We start from the raw sequence: 19,626 nt of genomic DNA on the forward strand, positions 1-19,626 counted from the left end.
AACGGTTGGCCCACAGCGAGTCTGTCGCATCGGACCGCGTGACTTCAACGAGGTGACGGCTTTCTGTACGTCGAGTGTTGTGACAATCGCTCGGCGCTCTCAAACTGGTTGATATGCGCGACCGCGAGAAGATCGACTCGGAATTGCGGCTCATCGCGCTGCGGCGTCAAGCGATCCGCGAGCAGGGTGGTCAGCCCTCGTCCCTGGAGGCCGACGCACTGCTCGACGAAATCTTGGCCCACGGCGCGGGGCTGTCTGGGGTCGACGCGGTTGAGGACTGGGAAGCCGAGTTCGCCGCCGCCGCCACGGCGCGGGACGGCACTACGCGCACCCTCACGCGGCGGCGCCGAACGGGTGCCGCGCTGCGGCGCGTGGGCCTTTTCGCGGCATTGCCGTTATCTGTGGTAGCCGCCCTCGCCGCGGTGGTGGTGATGTTCGCGCTGCACCGGCCCGATACGTCCGCACAATCGGAGGACCCCCCGCCTTCGGCCGCACCCTCCACGCCGGTTGCACCGAAGGCATCCGCTCCGGCAATCAGCGCCGTCGACTCGGCGTTCATCGCCGCGTTGCGGCGGGAAGGCGTGCCGATTCCCAGTCAGGACTACGTGATGGCCCACGGGCACGCGGTCTGCGACTTTCTGGCGCACCAACCCAACTTCGCGGACGCGGTCGAGTCCGTGCAGCGAACGTCGATCTGGGACGCCCAGCAAAGCACGGACGTCACCGCGGGCGCCATCGTCGCGTACTGCCCGCAGTCTCGACCCAAGGGCCCGGACCCAACGCAGCCGGATTATCAGAAATCGTTATCCGACTTGCAGGACATTGAACGGAACCTGCAAGGCATCCAAGGGAATCTGCAAGACATTCGGGGTGGGCTGGACAAGCTTCCGGGCCACCCGTAATCCGGGCACGCGCGTCCTGCTCGGCCGAAGGCTGACCTTTTCAGCGATCGGATTTCCGCGAAGCGCTTCGGTCATATTGCCGCGCCGCGTCCCGTCTGCAGAATAAAATGCCGTTCGTCCCAATGATTTTGCCGGCATGGTACGGGGGAAATCATGTTCAATCTATTCCGCAACAGATTGCCGGCAGCTGCACTTATCGTCGTTTTGACAGTTGGCGCATGCTCCCCCTCTTGCGAACCGACAGATACCTGTGGGGCGTCCGCTACCGACATGGATACGGATGACGGTATGGACGCCATGGCGATGGCGACCGAGCCCTGTCCTTTGGTTAAGTTAACGAAGCATGATCCTGATCCGCCGTTGTATCCCTACATCGGAAGCGCGCATTGGCACGTGCCGTGGGGGCAGGATTATTTTGATCAGGGCTTGCGATTCTACTTTGGTTTCAACAACCGCGAAGCCTATCGCGCATTCAAAAAGGCGGCTCACGAAGCCGAGGACAATGGAATTCCTTGCTCGGCATGCTATTGGGCTCAAGCGCTCGTGCTGGGAGTAGACCTCAATCTAGGCAAACAATCGGAGCCCGACCGAGATGCGGCGAATGATGCGCTACGCCGTGCCACCCAAGAAAAGCCGAACCGTGAAGACTGGGAAATCATTCACGCGTTGTTCGACCGCTATCGGGATTGCGGAAAGTCTGATTCTCTCAAGAAATGCCAGATGGATCGCAACGAAGCCTATTATCGCGGGATGAAGGAAGTGGTGGATAACTTCGCCACCGACGACCCCACCGCCATAACCCTCCTCGCCGACGCGGCGATGAACATAACGTCATGGCATTATTGGGACGACCGCAAGCGGGTCGATCCGCGGATCTTAGAGACGAAGAATTATCTCGAGAGGGCTTTGGGATTCGTCCAATCTCCGCGAAACGAAGGACCCATCCACTGGTATATCCACCTCATGGAGCAGTCGCGCACGCCGGCCGTGGCTCGTCGATACGCAGACTGGTTGGCGCCATTGGCGCCGAATTCGGGTCATTTGGTCCACATGCCGTCGCACATTTATTTCCGCATGGGAGACATGCGGAACGCGATCAGGGCCAACAAAGAAGCGACCGATGCGGACGACAGGTATTTCGCGACCGAGCCGGATTTATATCGCCCGGATGGCGACCGCTACAAATACGGATATTACCTCCACAATATTCATTTCGTACTCGCAGCCGCAACATTGAGCGGCGACGAAGGCCACGACATCAACCCTTACGCGGACAAGCTGCTTCAATCGTTGCCGGACAAGGCGAACGGATTCCGCGCGGACGAATACCGAGCCGCCTATTACTTGACAAAGCTGAATTTCTCCAGCCCGGCAGATATTCGCAACTTCACGAAACCAGATGCTATCAATCGTCAGCCGTTCGCCAACATCGCCTACGATTTCACGCAACTGATGGCGGATATCTGGGGAAAGGCCTCCAAGCCGTCTACCGACAGACTCGATGCCGATGTCGCCACATATCGTAAGTACGTGTCCGACAAGGGCAAACGGAACGCGAACTGCGATATTGCCCAGGATCTACCGAAACCCAGCCTGTGTCTGGCCGCGATCCTGCGTGATCTGGGGCACGCGCGGGTGGAGGCCTCGAAGGGTGATTGGGGCGCTGCGGTTACCGATGCGGATCACGCCGTCAAAACCCAGGACGCCCTGGACTACGACGAGCCTCCGTTGTGGCCCTACCCCGCGCGCCAGACGCTGGCCTCGATCCTGATCCGGAGGGCGGACGCCGAAGGCCCCGCGGCGGCTGGGGCGTATCTGGCCTGGGCCAGGGACTCGCTATTGGAGAGCCTGAAAGGCAAGGGGGCCGGTCCCGGCGAGATGCCGACGGGAACATTTCCCGGAAACGGCTGGGCATATTACGGGCTGCTGGAGGTGGCGCTGCGGGACGGCTCGGCCGAGAACGTCATAAATGATGCCAGGGCAGACCTTGCCAAAAATTGGTTTGGGGCCCCCGAATTTCACACACTCGATCGCATGTAGGCCGGCGCGTGGCCGGCAGCGGAATGCGTGCGATTGCTGACCGTCTCTACCGGCGCTGACGGGGACCGGGCGTCGGCGCCCCCAGTCAGGAATTCAACTGCATTTTCGGCCCGGGTGAGAGCGTCAGCAGCTGGACCCGCAGGTTCTCATCATCAGTCAGGCCTAGCGATATTTTGACCGTGTCAGCACAAGTGGAGTACTGCACTACTCGTGCCCGCGCCCGGGATCGCGGAAACGATCTAGCCATGAAAACCAAGCTGGCACCGCCGACAGGGGCAACCATGGTCGACGAGTGGGACAACATCGGGGCAGCCTTCAGGGTGTTCGACGGCCCGGAGTGGAGTATCAACCACGCCGGCGACGGGCCACCGGTCGATATCGTGGTCTCCGTCATCGGGCGGCAATTCGTTGACGGGCGCGCGGAGTGCCAGGTCGTCATCGACTGTCCCGATACCCCGATCATCGCGCCGGCCGAAGCCCGGAAGCTGGGCAGGGCGTTGATCGCCGCAGCGGACGCCGCTGACGGATGACGTTGCGCGCCGACGCAAAACAGGTTCGGAGCCCCCTGTCAGGATTGAACTGACGACCGCTCGCTTACAAGGCGAGTGCTCTACCACTGAGCTAAGGAGGCGGGGTGAAACCGGACCCAGCCTAATCGGTCACTGGTCGCTGTCGATCACGCGTGCTGAGCGTACTGGCCGCGACGAGGGACGCCGCCGTCCCGGCAGCGGGATCCGGTCAGCGATGTTGCTCAGCGGGTTGACCACCATGGTGAGCGCGATGACGGCGTCTTGCAGGGTGGCGATGGCGGGCTCGAGCGCCTCCATCCCGGGCGTCAGCCGGGCCAGGGTGTCGGCGACGTCGGCGAGCTGATCCAGCGGTCCGTTCTTCGCCGTCAGCTTGTCGACCAGGCCGCCGTCGCTGAGCAGCCGGTCGGCCAGCCCGTTCTCGGCCAGCAGCCGCTCGATCAACCCCTCTTCGGCGACCAGCTGGTCGGCCAGCCCGCCGGGCTGCAGCGTGCGATGCAAGGCGCCGCCCTCGGCGGTCAGCCGGTCGAGGAGGCCGCCCTCAGACGTCAGCATGTCGACCACCCCGCCCGGGCGCAGCAGGCGATCGATCGGGCCGTCCGGGGCCACCGCCCGGCCCAGCGGGGCGTCGTCGTCGAGCAACCTGGCCAGCCGATTGGCCCGGACGATCGCGTCGTCGATCCCGAGCATGGACGTCATCGCGTTGGTGCCGCCGGTCCCGCCGTCACCCAGCGCTCGCTTCGCCACGCCGACGGCCGCGCTCGCGACGGTCAAACTCGCGTCCGCGGCGGCCAGCCCCACCCGGGCGGGCGCGGTCGCGGCCGACACGATGTTTTTGGCGAGGTTCATTCCAAGAGTCTATTCACGACTCGGGCCGGCAAGCCCTAGACGTCCCAAGGCAATGCGACGATTCCTGGCAGACTACTATCAGACGGCTGGCACTGAGCTTTCAGCAAGTGCACAACCATCACATAGCAAACGTTCAAGTAAGGGACAGAAGCATCTGATGACAGCGGCAACCCCCAACGACACGAAACCCGAGGCTCGCGTCCTCGTGGTCGACGACGAAGCCAACATCGTCGAGCTGCTCTCGGTGAGTCTGAAATTCCAGGGCTTCGAGGTCTATACGGCAACCAACGGCGCCCAAGCTCTGGATCGGGCGCGCGAGGCGCGTCCCGACGCGGTGATCCTCGACGTGATGATGCCGGGCATGGACGGCTTCGGGGTGCTGCGGCGGCTGCGCGCCGACGGCATCGAGGCGCCGGCGTTGTTTCTGACCGCCCGGGATTCCTTGCAGGACAAGATCGCCGGCCTGACGCTGGGCGGCGACGACTATGTGACGAAGCCGTTCAGCCTCGAAGAGGTCGTTGCCCGGTTGCGGGTCATCCTTCGCCGCGCCGGCAAGGGCGGGGCCGAACCGCGCAGCGCACGGCTCACTTTCGCCGACATCGAGCTCGACGAAGAAACCCACGAAGTGTGGAAGGCCGGTCAGCCGGTCTCGCTGTCGCCGACCGAATTCACCCTGCTGCGTTACTTTGTCATCAACGCGGGCACGGTGTTGAGCAAGCCGAAGATCCTCGACCACGTGTGGCGTTACGACTTCGGAGGTGACGTCAATGTCGTGGAGTCCTACGTGTCGTATCTCCGCCGCAAGATCGACACCGGGGAGACGCGACTGCTGCACACGCTGCGCGGAGTGGGCTATGTATTGCGGGAACCGCGCTGAGCCGGACAGCGGCCAGCGGTGTTAGCGGAGAAGTAGGCAGATGGTCACCAAGCCTCGGCGTGGAGTGCCCCTGCGGTTAGGGCTCGTTGCCGCCACCCTGGCCCTGGTCGCCTGCGGCCTCGCGGTTTCGGGGATCGCGGTGACGTCGATCCTGCGGCACAGCCTGGTCAGCCGCATCGACTCCACCCTGCTCGACGCGTCCCGCGGCTGGGCGCAGGCCCCGCGGCGGGAGTCGCCGCCGCCCTACGAGGGACCCGACCCGGGCCGGCCGCCATCGAAGTTCTACGTGCGCGGCGTCAGCATAGACGGGACCCCGTTCACCGCCATCAACGACCGCAACGCCGAACCGGCGTTACCGGCCGACAACGACGTGGGCCCCAACCCCACGACGCTGCCCTCGGTGCACGGCTCGGACATTCAATGGCGCGCTGTCTCGGTGCACGGCCCGCACGGGCTGATCACCGTTGCGATCGACCTGTCCGACCTTCAGCACACGGTCAGCTCGCTGGTCTGGTTGCAGATGGGCATCGGGGTGGTGGTGCTGGCCGTGGTCGGAATCGCCAGTTTCGCGGTGGTACAGCGCAGTCTGCGCCCGCTCACCGAGGTCGAGCACACCGCCGCGGACATCGCCGCGGGCCAGCTGGATCGCCGTGTGCCGGAACGAGATCCGCGAACCGAGGTGGGCCGGCTGTCGCTGGCGCTCAACGGAATGCTCGCGCAGATCCAGGAAGCGCTGGCGTCCTCGGAGTCCTCGGCAGAAAAGGCCCGCAGTTCCGAGGACCGGATGCGGCGCTTCATCACCGACGCCAGCCACGAATTGCGCACCCCGCTGACGACCATCCGCGGCTTCGCGGAACTGTATCGGCAGGGCGCCGCCCGTGACGTCGCGATGCTGTTGTCGCGGATCGAAAGCGAGGCCTCCCGGATGGGCCTGCTGGTCGACGACCTGCTGCTGCTGGCCCGCCTCGATGTGCAACGACCGCTCGAACACCATCGGGTGGACCTGCTGGCGCTGGCCAGCGACGCGGTACACGACGGGCAGGCGATGGACCCCAAACGCACCATCACCCTGGAGGTCCTCGACGGTCCCGGCACCCCGGAGGTGCTCGGCGACGAGCCGCGCATCCGGCAGGTCTTGAGCAACCTCATCGCCAACGCCTTGCAGCACACCCCGGAAACCGCCGCCGTCACCGTGCGGGTCGGCACCGACGGCGACGACGCGGTGCTCGAAGTGGCGGACCAGGGTCCCGGCATGAACCAGCAGGACGCGTCGCGGGTGTTCGAGCGGTTCTATCGCACCGACTCGTCGCGGGCCCGGGCCAGCGGCGGCACCGGGCTCGGGCTATCCATCGTCGAGTCGTTGGTGCGGGCGCACGGCGGCGTCGTCAGCGTGACCACCGCGCCCGGCGAAGGATGCTGCTTCCGGGTGATGCTGCCGCGCATCAGTGACGTCCCCGCGCACGAGCCGGTTCACGCCAACTGAGCCAGCGCCGCCTTGATCTTGGCCTGGGCCTCGTCCAGCGATTCCGCCGACGGGTTGCGGTCGACGTTGGCAAAGCCGAAGTCGCTGAGGCTGCGGGTGGGGAAGACGTGCACGTGCAGGTGAGGCACCTCCAGCCCGGCGATGATCACGCCGGACCGCTCGGTTCTGAAGGCCTTGCACACCGCCTTGCCGATCAACTGGCTCACGGCCATGACCCGGGCGAAGCCCGGGCCATCGACGTCCTGCCAATTGTCGATCTCGGCGCGCGGCACGACGAGCGTGTGCCCCTGCGTCATCGGCTCGATCGTCAGGAACGCGACGACGTCGTCGTCCTCGTAGACGAAGCGGCCAGGGAGTTCACGGTTGATGATCTTGGTGAAGATCGACGCCATGGGCCCAGCATATGTGCGGCGATCAGACGGCCCCGCTCAGCCCTCCTGGCCGAACTTCATCATGTCGAGGTTCCAGTATCCGCGCATGTTGGTGATCAGACCGGCGTCGTTGACCTTGTAGGTGAATACCCCGCGCACCGAGCTGGTGAGGCCGCCTTCGAACTTGCTGTCGAGCACCAGGATATGGGCGATCTCGTCGGGCGAACTCGACGGGAAGGTCTCCTCGCAGGTGATGGAGAGCTGGTTGGCGGCGATGTTGGTGTCGAAGAAGGCGCCGACGGCCTCCTTGCCGCGGACGCCGCTGCCGTCGGGGTTGGTGACGGACTTGCCGATCGGGTCCTCGATGACGACGTCGTCGGACATCAGCGCCAGCCAGCCCTCGCGGTCGTGCGCTTGCACGCACCGCCACGACGACTGCGACGCGGCCAGGGCCGGGGACGCCTGGGATTCTTGAGCTTTCGCGGTTTCGGTCATTTCTCTCCTGTCACTAGATAGCGCACGCGGCGCGCGCGCCTTCCTCGGTGGCTTTGCGGATCAGGCCGAGTCCGGTGCAGTCGCCGGCGGCGTGCACCTCGGCGCCGGGCAGGGCGCCGGCGAGGGCGTCGAACAGGGTGGTGTCGGGCTCGACCGTGCCGGCCAGCACGACGCTGTCGGCGCCCAACTGCCGTGTGGTCCCCCCGTCGGGGGTGAACACCACCGCATCGGCGGTGATGCGATCGGTGGCCGCGCGGACGTGCACGGTGACGACCAGCCGGTCGAGACGGTCCATGTGTTCGGTCTTGCGCTTGTTGCCCACTTCGGGAGCGATGTCTCTGCCGGCCTCGAGTATGGTCACCCACCGGCCCCGGCCGGCAAGGAATTCCGCTAATTCGAGGGCAACCAGGTCACCGCCGACGATGACGACCCGGCGTCCCAGCGGCATCCAAGCCCGGCTGGCGAACCGGATCGCGGCGGCCCGCACCAGCCGCTGCCGCCAGCCCGACAGCGCCGAGGCGCCGACGCGCTGCCAGGCGGCAGCGCCGGATTGCGCACGGCCGCCGAGTAATTCGCGTAGTCCGGGCCCGGTGAGTACGTGCGCGTGATCGGCGCCGGGGATCGGTGGCACCGCGACGCGCCCGCCGGTGGCCACCACCACCGCGTCGGGTGCGGCCGCGACGACGTCGTGCACCGACGCCGCGTGGCCCAACCGCACCTCGGTGGTGCCGGCCTTGAGCTCGTCGCACAGGTAGCGCAGAAACGGCTGGTTCTCCGGATGCAGCACCGACGCCCAGCGCAGCGCCCCGCCCAGTGCGGCGCTGCGCTCGAAAAGCGTGACGCGGTGGCCGCGTTCGGTGGCGACGCGGGCGGCCTCCAGGCCCGCCGGTCCGCCGCCGATCACCACCACACGCTTGGTGCGGGCCGCGCGCGCCGCGGACAGTTGTCGCTCCTTGCCGGTGCGCGGATTGACGGCGCAGTCGACCGAGAAGCGCTGTTCCATTGCGTCGATGCAGTTTTCGCAGGAGATGCACTTACGGACCCGGTGAGCTTCCCCGGACAGAACTTTGCGGGGCAAGTCCGGGTCAGCCAGCATCGGACGCCCCATGGCGATGAAATCGGCACGGCCGTCGGCCAGGATCTGTTCGGCGCGGGCCGGTTCGTGAATGCGGCCGACGGCGATCACCGGCACGTCGACCACTTGCTTGACGGCGGCCGCGGCGCCGACGTTGAGTTCGTCGCCGTCGTCGGCGCCGTTGACCATACCGGTGACCAGCCGATCGATGACCCCCCCGCTGACGTGGAACGCGTCGACGCCGGCGGCGACGAGTTGGGGTGCCAGCCGGGCGGTTTCGTAGATGGCCCGGCCACCGGCGACGCGTTCGTACCCGGAGATGCGCAGCGTGATCGGCAGGGCATCGCCGACCTCGGAGCGGATCGCGGCCAGCGCCTCGAGCACCACCCGTACCCGGCCGCGCGCCGAGTCGCCGCGATAGTCGTCGGTGCGCCGATTGCGTTGCGGGGCAAGGAAAGATCCCAGCAGCATGTAGCCATGCGCGGCGTGCAGCTCGATGCCGTCGTAGCCGGCCTCGACGGCACGCCGGGCCGCGGCCTTGAACAGATCGAGCACCGCGGCGAGCTGCTGTGTGGTGATCTCGGCCGACGGCCGCCCGGTGAGGTAGGACGGAATCACCGACGGGCCCAGCGAGGTGACCCCGAAGATCTCGGGCCCCAGGCCGTCGGGCCCGGCGTGCACGATCTGGGGCTGGATCTTGGCGCCGTGCTCGTGCACCGCCTCCACCAACGCCCGGTGCGCACCCACCGCGTCATCGGTGCCCAGATGCAAACCCCCGGGAGTCTCGGGGTGGTGGTGGTCAACCCCGGTGGCGCCCAACGTGATCAGCCCGACCCCGCCGCGGGCGCGCGCCGCGAAATAGTCGCGGGTGCGCTCCGACGGCAGCCCGTCCGGTGTGCCGTACATCGTCTCCATCGGAGACATGACCATGCGGTTGCGCACCGTCATGGCGCCGATTCGTCCCGGCGCCATGAGGTGGCCGAAGCCGGTCACTGAATGGACGCGGCCGATGACCGGTGGTTTACCGGTCGGCGTCGGTGAACCGGATGACGCCGCGAATGTTCTTGCCGTCCAGCATGTCCTGGTAGCCGTCGTTGATCTGCTCCAGCTTGTACTGGCGGGTGATCATGTCGTCCAGGTTCAGCTTGCCGGCCTTGTACATCGACAGCAGCTGCGGGATGTCGTACTGCGGGTTGCCGCCACCGAAGATGGTGCCCTGCAGGTTCTTCTGCATCAGGGTCAGCATCGCCAGGTTCAGGTTGACGTTGGTGTCCAGCAGGCTGCCGATGGCGGTCAGCACGCAGGTGCCGCCCTTTTGGGTGATGTTCAGGTAGTTGTCCACGTCGGCGCCGTGCAGCTCGCCCACGGTGACCACGACCTTGTGGGCCATCAGGCCGTAGGTGACCTCGGCCATGCCCGCCATCGCGGCCATGATGTCGGGGTAGACGTGGGTGGCGCCGAACTTCAGCGCCTGGTCGCGCTTCCACTCAACCGGGTCGATCGCGAAGATGTAGCGCGCGCCGGCGTTGGCGGCTCCCTGCAGCGCCGCCATGCCGACCCCGCCGACGCCGACGATGGCGACGTCCTGCCCGGGCCGGATGTCAGCGGTGCGGACCGACGAACCGTAGCCGGTGGTGACGCCGCAGCCGACCAGCGCGGCGACCTCGAACGGGACCGACGGGTCGATCTTCACCACCGAGCTGCGGTGCACGACCATGTACGGCGAGAACGTGCCCAGCAGCGTCATAGGGTAGACGTTCTGGCCGCGAGCCTGGATGCGGAAGGTGCCGTCGGAGACCGCCTCTCCGCCCAGCAGGCCTGCGCCCAGGTCGCACAGGTTGCGCATGCCGGCCTGACAGGTCGGGCACTGCCCACAGGAGGGGATGAACGACAGCACGACGTGGTCACCCGGGGCGATGTCTTCCACGCCGGGACCGACCTCGGTGACGATGCCCGCGCCCTCGTGACCGCCGAGCACCGGGAAACCGGCCATCGGAATACCGCCGGTGACCAGGTGATGGTCGGAATGGCACATGCCCGCCGCTTCCATCTGGATCTTGACCTCATGCGCTTGCGGGTCGCCGATCTCGATTTCCTCGATGGACCAGGGCTGGTTGAACTCCCAGATCAGTGCGCCTTTTGTCTTCACGATGGTCCTGACCCCATTTCGCCTTTGAATTGATCAGAGCTGACCGGCCCCTTCATGTCGGCCAGCTAGGTGACGGGTGCCACAGGCACCCTTGTCGCGTCAGCATAGCGCGTGCAACAAATCAAATGCTTGGTTGGCTCCGCGGCGATCGCAAGCGCGGCGGAGCCGGGCGCAGCGGGTCGCCGCCATTGGACCCACTCACCAGATGGGGACCGGGGCTTCGCCAAGCGGGTAGTAGCCGGGCAGCTTTTCGCCGGCGATGCTGCGTTCGATCCGCTTCTGCATGCCCTCGCTCAGGTCGCCGGACTCGATGAGCTTGCCGAACATGTACGCGACGTGACCGAAGTCGAAGAAGTCGCGCTGCCATTCGATCTGCTGGTCGCTGTTGAGGCGGAACCAGCTGCCGCCGATGCCGTAGATCTCGTCCTGGGTGCCGTCGTTCTTGTTGACGATCTGTTTCCAGAAGCCGACGATCTCGCCCTGCTTCTCGTCGATGAGTACCTTCTGGTACTCGTACACCCAGTTCTCCAGACCTTCCATCTCCAGGCCGAGGGCGACGTCGCGGATCTCGTCGACGCCCACGCACATCACGTCTTCCTTGGGACCGATGTTCCAGCCGTACGTGGCGTCCTGGGTGTAGAAATCCGCCAACGGCCGCCAGTCACCGGACTTTTCGCAGTCTTTGTTGGCCTGCAGCCAGCGGTCGACCCATGCCTCGAGGTCTGCACGCGAGTGTGACGCTTGCCCTGTCATAAGTCATTCTCCCGTATCATCTTTGATGAATAGTGCTTGCGTTGGGCACATATCGACCGCGCGCTCGACTTCGTCGCGGGCGTCTTCGGGCGGTTCGGGGTCGAGGATTTCGACCTTGCCCCGCTTGGGCACCCGGAAGTAGTCCGGCGCCTCCAGTTCGCACATGGCATGGCCCTGACACAAATCCAGATCCGCTTCGATTCTGAATCCGCCCATCGGAGTTACTCCTTACGCGCTGCGCTGCGCTTGCGGTAGCGGACCTTTGCCGGCCGGGCGAGCTGCACGACCATCTTGGAGTGGTCGTTGTGATAGCTGTCCGCCGGTTGTGCCATCTCGAACTCGTACTCGCGCAACAGGACCGAGAAGATCGCCTTGATCTGCATCTGGGCGAAGGCGGCGCCGACACAGCGGTGCCGGCCGGCCCCGAACGGAATCCAGGTCCACCGGTTGACGATGTCGGCCTGCTCGGGTTTGTTGTAGCGATCGGGCTTGAACGCGTCGGGGTCGGGGAAGTCCTCGGGAATCCGATTCGAGATCGCCGGCGATGCCGCGACGTAGTCGCCGTTGTGAATCGGGAAGCCCTCGACCTCGAACTCACCCTTGGCGACCCGCATCAGGATGATCAGCGGCGGGTGCAGGCGCAGGGTCTCCTTGACCACGTTGTCCAGCTTCGGAATCGAGCGCAGCGCATGGAAACTCACCTCCTGGCCGTCGGCGTAGAGCTCCTCGAGCTCGGCCAGCACCTCGGCGTAGACTCCCGCGTGGCGGATCAACTCGATCAGCGTCCACGCCGAGGTCCCCGAACTGGTGTGGTGACCCGCGAACATCAGCGAGATGAACATCCCGGTGACCTCGTCGGCGGAGAACCGGGGCTTGCCCTCCTCGTCTTTGATGGAGACCAGCACGTCGAGCATGTCGCGGTCGGCCTTGTCCTTGGGCGGATTGGCCAGCCGCTGGTCCATGATCTCCTGCACCAGCGCGACGAGCTTGACCCGCGCCTCGTCGCGGCGCTTGAAGCTTTCGATCGGCAGGTAGGGATCGACGTAACACAGCGGGTCGGTGCCGCGCTCCAGCTCGTGGTAGTACTCGGCGAACCGGTGGTCGAGCTGCTCGCGGAACTTCAGCCCGATAAGGCAGGCGGTCGAGGTGTAGATGGTCAGCTCGGCGAAGAAGTCGAGCAGTTCGATCTCGCCTTCCCCACCCCAGTTGGCGATCATCTTCTTGACTTCGCCCTCGATGGTGGCGGCGTGGCCCTTCATCTGCTCGCCGCGCAGCGCCGAGTTGTGCAGCATCTCCTTGCGCCGCTCGGGACTGGCGTCGAACACCACACCCTTGCCGAAGATCGGCGTCATGAACGGGTAGGCCTCGGCCTGGTCGAGATCCTCGTCGGCGGAGCGGAAGAAGAACTCGTTGGCCCCCGCGCCGGACAGCAGGATGACGTGCTTGTCGACCAGCTGGAACCAGCCGACATCGCCGCACTCCTCTCGGACGCGCTGCATCAAACCGATTGGGTCGGTGCGGAATTCCTCGAGGTGTCCGTGCTCCTCCTCGCCACCGGAAACCCGCGGCACGGTAGCAGTGGTCACTTGCTCACTCCTCCTCGGCGCGAATGCTGCGCGCCGCATCGTCGATTCGCGAAGAAGTCATTGTCCTGGCATCCCCTCTTCGCCGAGCGCTAGCTTCTGGCGATCTTTCTTGTCGGCCAACGGGGCTTCGGGCTGAAGCTCCATGTTCGCGATGAAGCCACCGCGCGGTGTCTCGGCGACGAACGTGATGGCGCGTGCCAGATCCGCCGCACGCAGAAAGTAGTCGTGGCGGGCCTGTCCCCACTTGGCCCAGTCCTCCAGAGCCGGACCGATCTTCTCGGCCGGCAGGCTCCAGCCCATCGACGTCTTCGTCGGGCCGGGGTGCACGATCGAGGCCCGCACGCCGGTGCCCTCGAGCTCCATCTGGAAGTTGGTGACCATCGCGACCAGCGCGGCCTTGGCCGCACCGTAGGCCCCCATGTGCGGACGCTGGCGCAGCGCCACGTCGGAGCCGACGAAGATCAGGTCCCCGCGCTGCCTCTCCAGCATGCCGGGCAGCACCGCGGCGGCCAGCCGGTTCGCGCCGACGAGGTGAATCTGCAGCTGCGACTCGAATTCGTCTGTGGTGATTTCGGCGAGCTTTCCGAAGTAGGTGTCACCCGCGCCGGCCACCAGCACCTCGATGTCGCCGAGCGCGTCGACCGACTGTGCGACAAAGGATTTCACCGAGTTGGGGTCGGTGACGTCCAGGTGGAATCCGACCGCCTCGCCGCCCTCGGCGTTGATCTTGCCGACGATGTCGTCGAGCTTCTCGACGCGCCGGGCGCCCAGGGCGACCGGGAAACCGTGCGCCGCGAGCTCGATGGCGGTTGCCTCTCCGATGCCTGAGGAAGCGCCGGCCACGATGGCGGGCCGGCGTTCGGGCAAGGGTTCAAAGCGGGGCATTCAGCGGACCTCCACGCTCATTGGTAGGTGAGCGAATCCGCGGACATTGCTCGAATGGACGCGGACGGCGTTGGCCTCGTCCACCTCGTAGCCGCGGATTCGCTTGAACAACTCGGTGAGCGCCACCCGGGCCTCCATCCGCGCGAGATGCGCGCCGAGGCAGAAGTGTGCGCCGCTACCGAAACTCAATAGTTTGGGCCCGATTTCGCGCCCGACCAGGTAGTCGTCGGGGCGGTCGAAGACGCGCTCGTCGCGTTGCCCGGAACCGGGCAACAGCAGCAGGACATCACCCTCGGGAATGGTGGTGTCGTAGAGGGTCAACTCGCCGGACACGGTGCGGGCCAGGATCTGGCTGGAGGTGTCGAAGCGCAGGGTCTCTTCGACCCACAGCGGCACCCGCGATAGATCGTCGTAGACCGGCGTCAGCTGATCGGGGTTCTTGTGGCCCCAAAATGCGGCATTGGCAAGCAGTTTGGTAGTGGTTTCGTTGCCGGCGATCACCATCAGGAACATGAAGCCCAGGACCTCGTCGTCGGTGAGCCGGTCGCCGTCGATCTCGGCTTCCAGCAGCGCCGAGGTCAAATCGTCGGTCAGCTTCTCGCGCCGCTCGGCCACCATCCCCTGGTAGTAGACGATCAGGTTGAGCGAAGCCTCGACGGCCTCCGGCGGCACGTCGGTGACGCCCTCCTCCCGGTGCATCACGCCGTCGGCCCAGGTCCGCACCTGATCGCGATCCTTCTCCGGCACACCCATCAGTTCGGAGATGACGTCCATGGGCAGCTTCCCGGCGAACTCGTCGACGTATTCGACCGCACCGTCCTTGGCCTTTTCCAGCATGGTGTCGAGGTGCTGCGTGGCGATCTCGGTCACCCGCGGTTCGAGTTCGCGAATTCGGCGTGGGGTGAAGCCTTTTGAGACGAGCGTCCGCAGCCGCAGATGGGCGGGATCGTCCATCGCGAGAAACGACATCGTCTTGCTGGCGTGCGGGCCGCGCGACGCCGGGTCCAGCGAGACGCCGTACTTGTTGGAAAGCGTTGTGCTGTTGCGGAATCCCTGCAGCACGTCTTGATGGCGCGACAACGCCCAGAACTTCAGCTCGTCATTGCGGTAGAGCGGGGCCTCGTCGCGCAGCCGCTTGTAGTACGGGTACGGATCTTCGTGGAAGTCGTAGTCGTAGGGATCCAGGACCAGCTCGTGGTCGCCCACATGGACGGTCATCGTGCGTCTCCACCTAATCGTTCGGGGGTTGCTTCGGGGCTTGTCGGTTGGCTCGTCCGCCCGGTGCCGCTGAGGATGAGCCGTACCACGTAGGCCAGCCGGTCGGCGATCTCGCGGTAGCTGAATTCGCCGCTGCCGGCCTGAACCAGCGCCCCGAAGAAGGACATCTCCAGCGCGGACACGGCGGTGGGGTCGGCGTTGGGACCCATCGCGGACGTGATCCGGCGATGGATCTCGGCGCCAATTCGTTCGCGCGCGGCACGCACCGCGGGGTCGGCACCACCGCTCAGCAACGCCGTCGTGCAGGCCGCACTGACCTCGGGTTCGTCGGCGACCACCAGGACCAGGTGGTGCAGCACTTGTTCGACCCGGGTGGTCATCGGGTCGTTGACGTCGGTGAAGTACGGGACCTGCCGCACCAGGTCCAGGTAGACCTCGGCGATCAGATGGTTCTTCGACGAGAAGTAGGTGTAGGCGGTAGCCGGGGCGACCTTGGCGCGGGCCGCCACCGCGCGCACCGTCAGATCGGCGTAGGACTTCTCGCGCAGGGTTTCGATCCCGGCCGCGAGCACCCTGCGGAAGGTCTCCTCCTGGCGACGGTTGCGCGCCGGCTGACCGGCCTCGCGGCCGCCGTCGGTTGCAATCGTCACCAGTGCGTCGCTGGACACATGTCCAAGCTAGTGGATCGGATCATCGCGAAGCAAGCCCGATCCGAGAATACACTGCTTAATCGGCATTTCTCTGCGGATTGCGGCTGGTATTCGAGATCGGCTCTTGCACCGCCGACGACCGGGCGGCTATGGTTCGATCGGGCAATATCGGACAACTGTCCACTAGATTGGCGTGCCGGGTTGCCGCGCGCAGACGGGAGCGGGACATGGCCTTGTTGGCCGACGGCGTGAGTGAACTCTTCATCGACGGCAAGCTGTCGGCCGGGAGCGCCGGAAACTTTCCCACGGTGAATCCGGCGACCGAGGAAGTGCTCGGCGTGGCCGCCAACGCCGACGCCAGCGACATGGACCGCGCCATCGACGCCGCGCGGCGCGCGTTCGACGAGACGGACTGGTCCCGCAACGCCGAATTGCGGGTGCGTTGCATACGGCAGTTGCGCGATGCGATGCGTGACCACATCGAAGAACTGCGCGACATAACCATCGCCGAGGTCGGCGCCCCGCGGATGCTCACCTCGGCCGCCCAATTGGAGGGACCGGTCGGTGACCTCAGCTTTGCGGCCGACACCGCCGAATCCTACGAGTGGAACGTCGACCTCGGCCAGGCATCGCCGATGGGCATCCCCACCCGGCGCACGATCGCGCGGGAGGCCGTCGGTGTCGTCGGCGCCATCACCCCGTGGAACTTCCCGCACCAGATCAATCTCGCCAAACTGGCCCCCGCGCTGGCCGCCGGCAACACGGTAGTGCTGAAGCCCGCACCGGACACCCCCTGGTGCGCAGCGGTGCTCGGCGAGATCCTCGCCGAACACACCGAGTTCCCGCCCGGTGTCGTCAACATCATCACGTCCGACGACCACAGAGTGGGGGCGCTGCTGTCGAAAGATCGTCGGGTGGACATGGTTTCGTTCACCGGATCGACCGCGACCGGCCGCAGCGTGATGGGCGACGCCGCCGCGACGATCAAGCGGGTGTTTCTGGAGCTGGGCGGCAAGTCGGCGTTCGTCGTCCTCGACGATGCCGACCTGGGCGGTGCGTGCTCGATGTCGGCGTTCACCGCGGCCATGCACGCCGGCCAGGGCTGCGCCATCACGACCCGGCTGGTGGTGCCGCGGGCCCGCTACGACGAGGCCGTCGCCATCGCGGCGGGCACCATGGGCTCGATCAAGCCCGGCGACCCCAACGACCCCGGAACCGTCTGCGGGCCAGTGATTTCGGCTCGGCAGCGGGAGCGGGTGCAAGGCTACCTCGATCTGGCGATCGCCGGGGGCGGGACGTTCGCCTGCGGCGGCGGGCGCCCGGCCGACAAGGACGTCGGGTTCTTCATCGAACCGACCGTGATCGCGGGCCTGACCAACGACGCCCGGCCCGCCCGTGAGGAGATCTTCGGGCCGGTGCTCACCGTGATCGCCTACGACGGCGACGACGACGCGCTGCGCATCGCCAACGACTCGCCATATGGCCTGTCGGGCACCGTGTTCAGCGCCGACCCGGAACGCGCCGCCAACTTCGCGTCGCGGATGCGGGTGGGCACCGTCAATGTCAACGGCGGTGTTTGGTACTCCGCCGACGCGCCGTTCGGCGGATACAAGCAATCCGGCAACGGACGCGAGATGGGCCTGGCCGGCTTCGAGGAATACCTGGAAATCAAAACCATTGCCACAGCCGTGCAGTGACCGCGCCAACTAGGCGACCGAGAGGAAAACATGCGATTCGAGAATAAAGTCGGCATCGTCACCGGGTCCGGTGGTGGCATCGGGCAGGCGTACGCCGAGGCGCTCGCCCGCGAGGGCGCCGCGGTGGTGATCGCCGACATCAACGCCGAGGCGGCCGACGCGGTCGCCAAGCAGATCGTCGCCGACGGCGGGACCGCCATCAGCATCCCAGTCGACGTGTCAGACCCGGAGTCGGCCAAGGCGATGGCCGATCGCACGCTGGCCGAGTTCGGCGGCATCGACTACCTGGTCAACAACGCGGCGATCTTCGGGGGCATGAAGCTGGACTTCCTGCTCACCATCGACCCCGAGTACTACAAGAAGTTCATGAGCGTCAATCTCGATGGCGCGCTGTGGTGCACCCGAGCGGTCTACAAGAAGATGAGCAAGCGCGGTGGCGGGGCGATCGTGAACCAGTCGTCCACGGCCGCGTGGCTGTACTCCAACTACTACGGCCTGGCCAAGGTCGGCATCAACGGCCTGACCCAACAACTCTCGCGGGAGCTGGGCGGTCGCAACATCCGCATCAACGCGATCGCACCCGGGCCCATCGACACCGAGGCCAACCGGACCACCACGCCCAAGGAGATGGTGGACGACATCGTCAAGGGACTTCCGTTGTCGCGCATGGGTACTCCCGAGGACCTGGTCGGCATGTGCCTGTTTCTGCTCTCGGATGAGGCCCAATGGATCACCGGGCAGATCTTCAACGTCGACGGCGGGCAGATAATACGGTCATGAGTAACGATCTGAAGCTCGGCTACATCGGCTTGGGCAACATGGGCGCGCCGATGGCCACGAAGATGACCGAATGGCCCGGCGGGGTAACGGTTTACGATATCCGGACCGAGGCGATGACCCCGCTGGTGGAAAGGGGCGCCGGCGTGGCCGACAGCGTCGCCGACGTCGCGGCTGCCGACATCGTTCACATCACCGTGCTCAACGACGCCCAGGTGCGGGAGGTGGTGGGCGAGCTGGCGGCGCACGCCAAGCCCGGGACCGTGATCGCGATCCACTCGACCATCAGCGACAGCACCGCGGTCGAACTCGCGGCCGAACTCAAACCGCAAGGCATCCATATCGTCGACGCGCCCGTCAGCGGCGGGGCCGCCGCGGCGGCGAAGGGCGAACTCGCCACCATGGTGGGCGCCGACCGTGAGGTCTACGAGCGGATCAAGCCGGTGTTCAAACACTGGGCGGCCATGGTCATTCATGCCGGTGAGCCCGGGGCGGGCACCCGGATGAAGTTGGCCCGCAACATGTTGACGTTCACCTCGTACGCAGTGGCATGCGAGGCCATGAAACTCGCCGAGGCCGCCGGTCTGGATCTGCAGGCGCTGGGCCGGGTGGTGCGCCACACCGACGCGCTCACCGGTGGCCCGGGGGCGATCATGGTGCGCGACAACATGAAAGATCTTGAGCCGGAGAACTTCCTGTATCAGTCCTTCGTGCATGCCCGCGGGCTGGGGGAGAAGGACCTGAGCCTGGCGTTGGCTCTCGGCGAATCGGTGTCGGTCGATTTGCCGTTCGCCGAGTTGGCCTACCAGCGATTGGCCGCGGGCCTCGGGGTACCGCACACGGAGAAAGAGGCGTAATGGACGAGTTGCGCAGCAAGGGCCTCGCCAAGATGAATGAGGTCTACGGCTGGGAGATGCCCAATATCGAAGGCGATGCGTACTTCGACCTGACCGTCGACCACCTGTTCGGCAGCATCTGGACGCGACCGGGATTGTCGATGCGCGACAAGCGCATCATGACGCTGACGGCGGTGACCGCCATCGGAAACCGCGACCTGGCCGAAATCCAGATCAACGCCGCACTTCTCAACGGCGAGCTCACCGAGACCGAACTGAAGGAGATGGCCGTCTTCCTCACCCACTACCTGGGATTCCCGCTGGGTTCGGCACTCAACGGCGCCGTCGACGCCGTCGTCGCCAAACGCAAGAAGGCCGCGGCGAAGGGCTCCGGAGAGGACAAGAAGGCCAACGTGGATGCCGCGTTGAAGATGCATTCGGGCGAGTGACGCGCCA

At 65.8% G+C, this 19,626-nt stretch carries 20 protein-coding genes and 1 tRNA gene; 9 read left to right on the forward strand and 12 right to left on the reverse strand.

All coding sequences use genetic code 11. The features are described 5' to 3' along the window. Positions 1-113: 113 nt before the first annotated feature. From G6N50_RS24090 to G6N50_RS24100, 3 genes are all read left to right on the forward strand, one after another. Positions 114-902 carry a DUF732 domain-containing protein gene (locus G6N50_RS24090; protein WP_083093966.1) on the forward strand — a complete coding sequence of 263 codons (789 nt, stop codon included), beginning with the start codon at positions 114-116 and terminating at the stop codon, positions 900-902. A 153-nt stretch (positions 903-1,055) separates the two neighbouring features. After that, entirely contained in the window at positions 1,056-2,942 is a 1,887-nt protein-coding gene (locus G6N50_RS24095; protein WP_083093965.1) for a hypothetical protein, read from the forward strand. 245 nt (positions 2,943-3,187) lie between these two features. Continuing rightward, positions 3,188-3,472, forward strand: coding sequence for a hypothetical protein (locus G6N50_RS24100; RefSeq protein ID WP_083093964.1), 285 nt, complete (start codon positions 3,188-3,190; stop codon positions 3,470-3,472). Positions 3,473-3,501: 29 nt separating this feature from the next. Here the strand turns inward: G6N50_RS24100 and G6N50_RS24105 are convergent. Next, positions 3,502-3,573 (reverse strand) — tRNA-Thr (locus G6N50_RS24105). 28 nt (positions 3,574-3,601) lie between these two features. Continuing rightward, positions 3,602-4,318, reverse strand: a complete 717-nt coding sequence (locus G6N50_RS24110; protein ID WP_067829569.1) for a hypothetical protein — start codon at positions 4,316-4,318, stop codon at positions 3,602-3,604. 157 nt (positions 4,319-4,475) lie between these two features. Here G6N50_RS24110 and phoP point away from each other — a divergent pair, with 157 nt between their 5' ends. Together phoP and G6N50_RS24120 are read left to right on the forward strand one after the other, a co-directional pair. Then, complete coding sequence (phoP, locus tag G6N50_RS24115; protein ID WP_083093963.1) at positions 4,476-5,195, forward strand: two-component system response regulator PhoP; 720 nt, start codon at positions 4,476-4,478, stop codon at positions 5,193-5,195. Positions 5,196-5,235: 40 nt separating this feature from the next. Further along, a complete protein-coding gene (locus G6N50_RS24120; RefSeq protein ID WP_083093962.1) occupies positions 5,236-6,678 on the forward strand; it encodes a sensor histidine kinase in 1,443 nt (480 codons plus the stop codon). On the opposite strand, the gene G6N50_RS24125 is transcribed toward G6N50_RS24120, so the two are convergent. The 10 genes from G6N50_RS24125 to G6N50_RS24170 all read right to left on the reverse strand — a co-directional run bounded on the left by G6N50_RS24125 (position 6,666) and on the right by G6N50_RS24170 (position 15,878). Then, positions 6,666-7,070 carry an HIT family protein gene (locus G6N50_RS24125; RefSeq protein ID WP_083093961.1) on the reverse strand — a complete coding sequence of 135 codons (405 nt, stop codon included), beginning with the start codon at positions 7,068-7,070 and terminating at the stop codon, positions 6,666-6,668. The two genes, G6N50_RS24120 and G6N50_RS24125, sit on opposite strands and share 13 nt — an antisense overlap. A 36-nt stretch (positions 7,071-7,106) precedes the next feature. Then, a complete protein-coding gene (locus tag G6N50_RS24130; RefSeq protein ID WP_083093960.1) occupies positions 7,107-7,544 on the reverse strand; it encodes a ketosteroid isomerase family protein in 438 nt (145 codons plus the stop codon). A gap of 13 nt (positions 7,545-7,557) precedes the next feature. Next, positions 7,558-9,591, reverse strand: a complete 2,034-nt coding sequence (locus G6N50_RS24135) for an NAD(P)/FAD-dependent oxidoreductase (RefSeq protein WP_264028782.1) — start codon at positions 9,589-9,591, stop codon at positions 7,558-7,560. Between the two features lie 49 nt (positions 9,592-9,640). Continuing rightward, entirely contained in the window at positions 9,641-10,768 is a 1,128-nt protein-coding gene (locus G6N50_RS24140; RefSeq protein ID WP_083093958.1) for an NDMA-dependent alcohol dehydrogenase, read from the reverse strand. Positions 10,769-10,966: 198 nt separating this feature from the next. Beyond that, positions 10,967-11,521, reverse strand: coding sequence for a hypothetical protein (locus tag G6N50_RS24145; RefSeq protein WP_083093957.1), 555 nt, complete (start codon positions 11,519-11,521; stop codon positions 10,967-10,969). A gap of 3 nt (positions 11,522-11,524) precedes the next feature. Beyond that, positions 11,525-11,737, reverse strand: a complete 213-nt coding sequence (locus G6N50_RS24150; protein WP_083093956.1) for a ferredoxin — start codon at positions 11,735-11,737, stop codon at positions 11,525-11,527. Positions 11,738-11,742: 5 nt separating this feature from the next. Beyond that, positions 11,743-13,107: a cytochrome P450 gene (locus tag G6N50_RS24155; RefSeq protein ID WP_163650893.1), complete on the reverse strand. Its 1,365-nt coding sequence runs from the start codon at positions 13,105-13,107 to the stop codon at positions 11,743-11,745. A 57-nt stretch (positions 13,108-13,164) separates the two neighbouring features. Further along, positions 13,165-13,992: an SDR family oxidoreductase gene (locus G6N50_RS24160; protein ID WP_083093954.1), complete on the reverse strand. Its 828-nt coding sequence runs from the start codon at positions 13,990-13,992 to the stop codon at positions 13,165-13,167. Then, the gene (locus G6N50_RS24165) at positions 13,993-15,210 is read right to left on the reverse strand and encodes a cytochrome P450 (RefSeq protein ID WP_083093953.1); all 1,218 of its coding nucleotides are present in this window, start codon (positions 15,208-15,210) and stop codon (positions 13,993-13,995) included. Then, positions 15,207-15,878 (reverse strand): TetR/AcrR family transcriptional regulator, encoded by a 672-nt coding sequence (locus G6N50_RS24170; RefSeq protein ID WP_083093952.1) that lies wholly within the window; start codon positions 15,876-15,878, stop codon positions 15,207-15,209. Before G6N50_RS24170 ends, G6N50_RS24165 begins: the two co-directional genes overlap by 4 nt. A 209-nt stretch (positions 15,879-16,087) precedes the next feature. Between G6N50_RS24170 and G6N50_RS24175 the strand changes: the two genes are divergently transcribed. The 4 genes from G6N50_RS24175 to G6N50_RS24190 are packed head-to-tail and all read left to right on the forward strand — an operon-like array spanning position 16,088 to position 19,619. Then, positions 16,088-17,557 (forward strand): aldehyde dehydrogenase, encoded by a 1,470-nt coding sequence (locus tag G6N50_RS24175; RefSeq protein WP_083093951.1) that lies wholly within the window; start codon positions 16,088-16,090, stop codon positions 17,555-17,557. Positions 17,558-17,587: 30 nt separating this feature from the next. Beyond that, positions 17,588-18,337 carry an SDR family oxidoreductase gene (locus G6N50_RS24180; RefSeq protein ID WP_083093950.1) on the forward strand — a complete coding sequence of 250 codons (750 nt, stop codon included), beginning with the start codon at positions 17,588-17,590 and terminating at the stop codon, positions 18,335-18,337. Beyond that, positions 18,334-19,191, forward strand: a complete 858-nt coding sequence (locus G6N50_RS24185; RefSeq protein ID WP_083093949.1) for an NAD(P)-dependent oxidoreductase — start codon at positions 18,334-18,336, stop codon at positions 19,189-19,191. The genes G6N50_RS24180 and G6N50_RS24185 overlap by 4 nt, the downstream gene beginning before the upstream one ends. Further along, the gene (locus tag G6N50_RS24190; RefSeq protein WP_044487447.1) at positions 19,191-19,619 is read left to right on the forward strand and encodes a carboxymuconolactone decarboxylase family protein; all 429 of its coding nucleotides are present in this window, start codon (positions 19,191-19,193) and stop codon (positions 19,617-19,619) included. The genes G6N50_RS24185 and G6N50_RS24190 overlap by 1 nt, the downstream gene beginning before the upstream one ends. The last annotated feature ends 7 nt before the right edge of the window (positions 19,620-19,626 follow it).

Source organism: Mycobacterium mantenii, assembly GCF_010731775.1.
Taxonomy (GTDB): Bacteria; Actinomycetota; Actinomycetes; order Mycobacteriales; family Mycobacteriaceae; genus Mycobacterium; species Mycobacterium mantenii.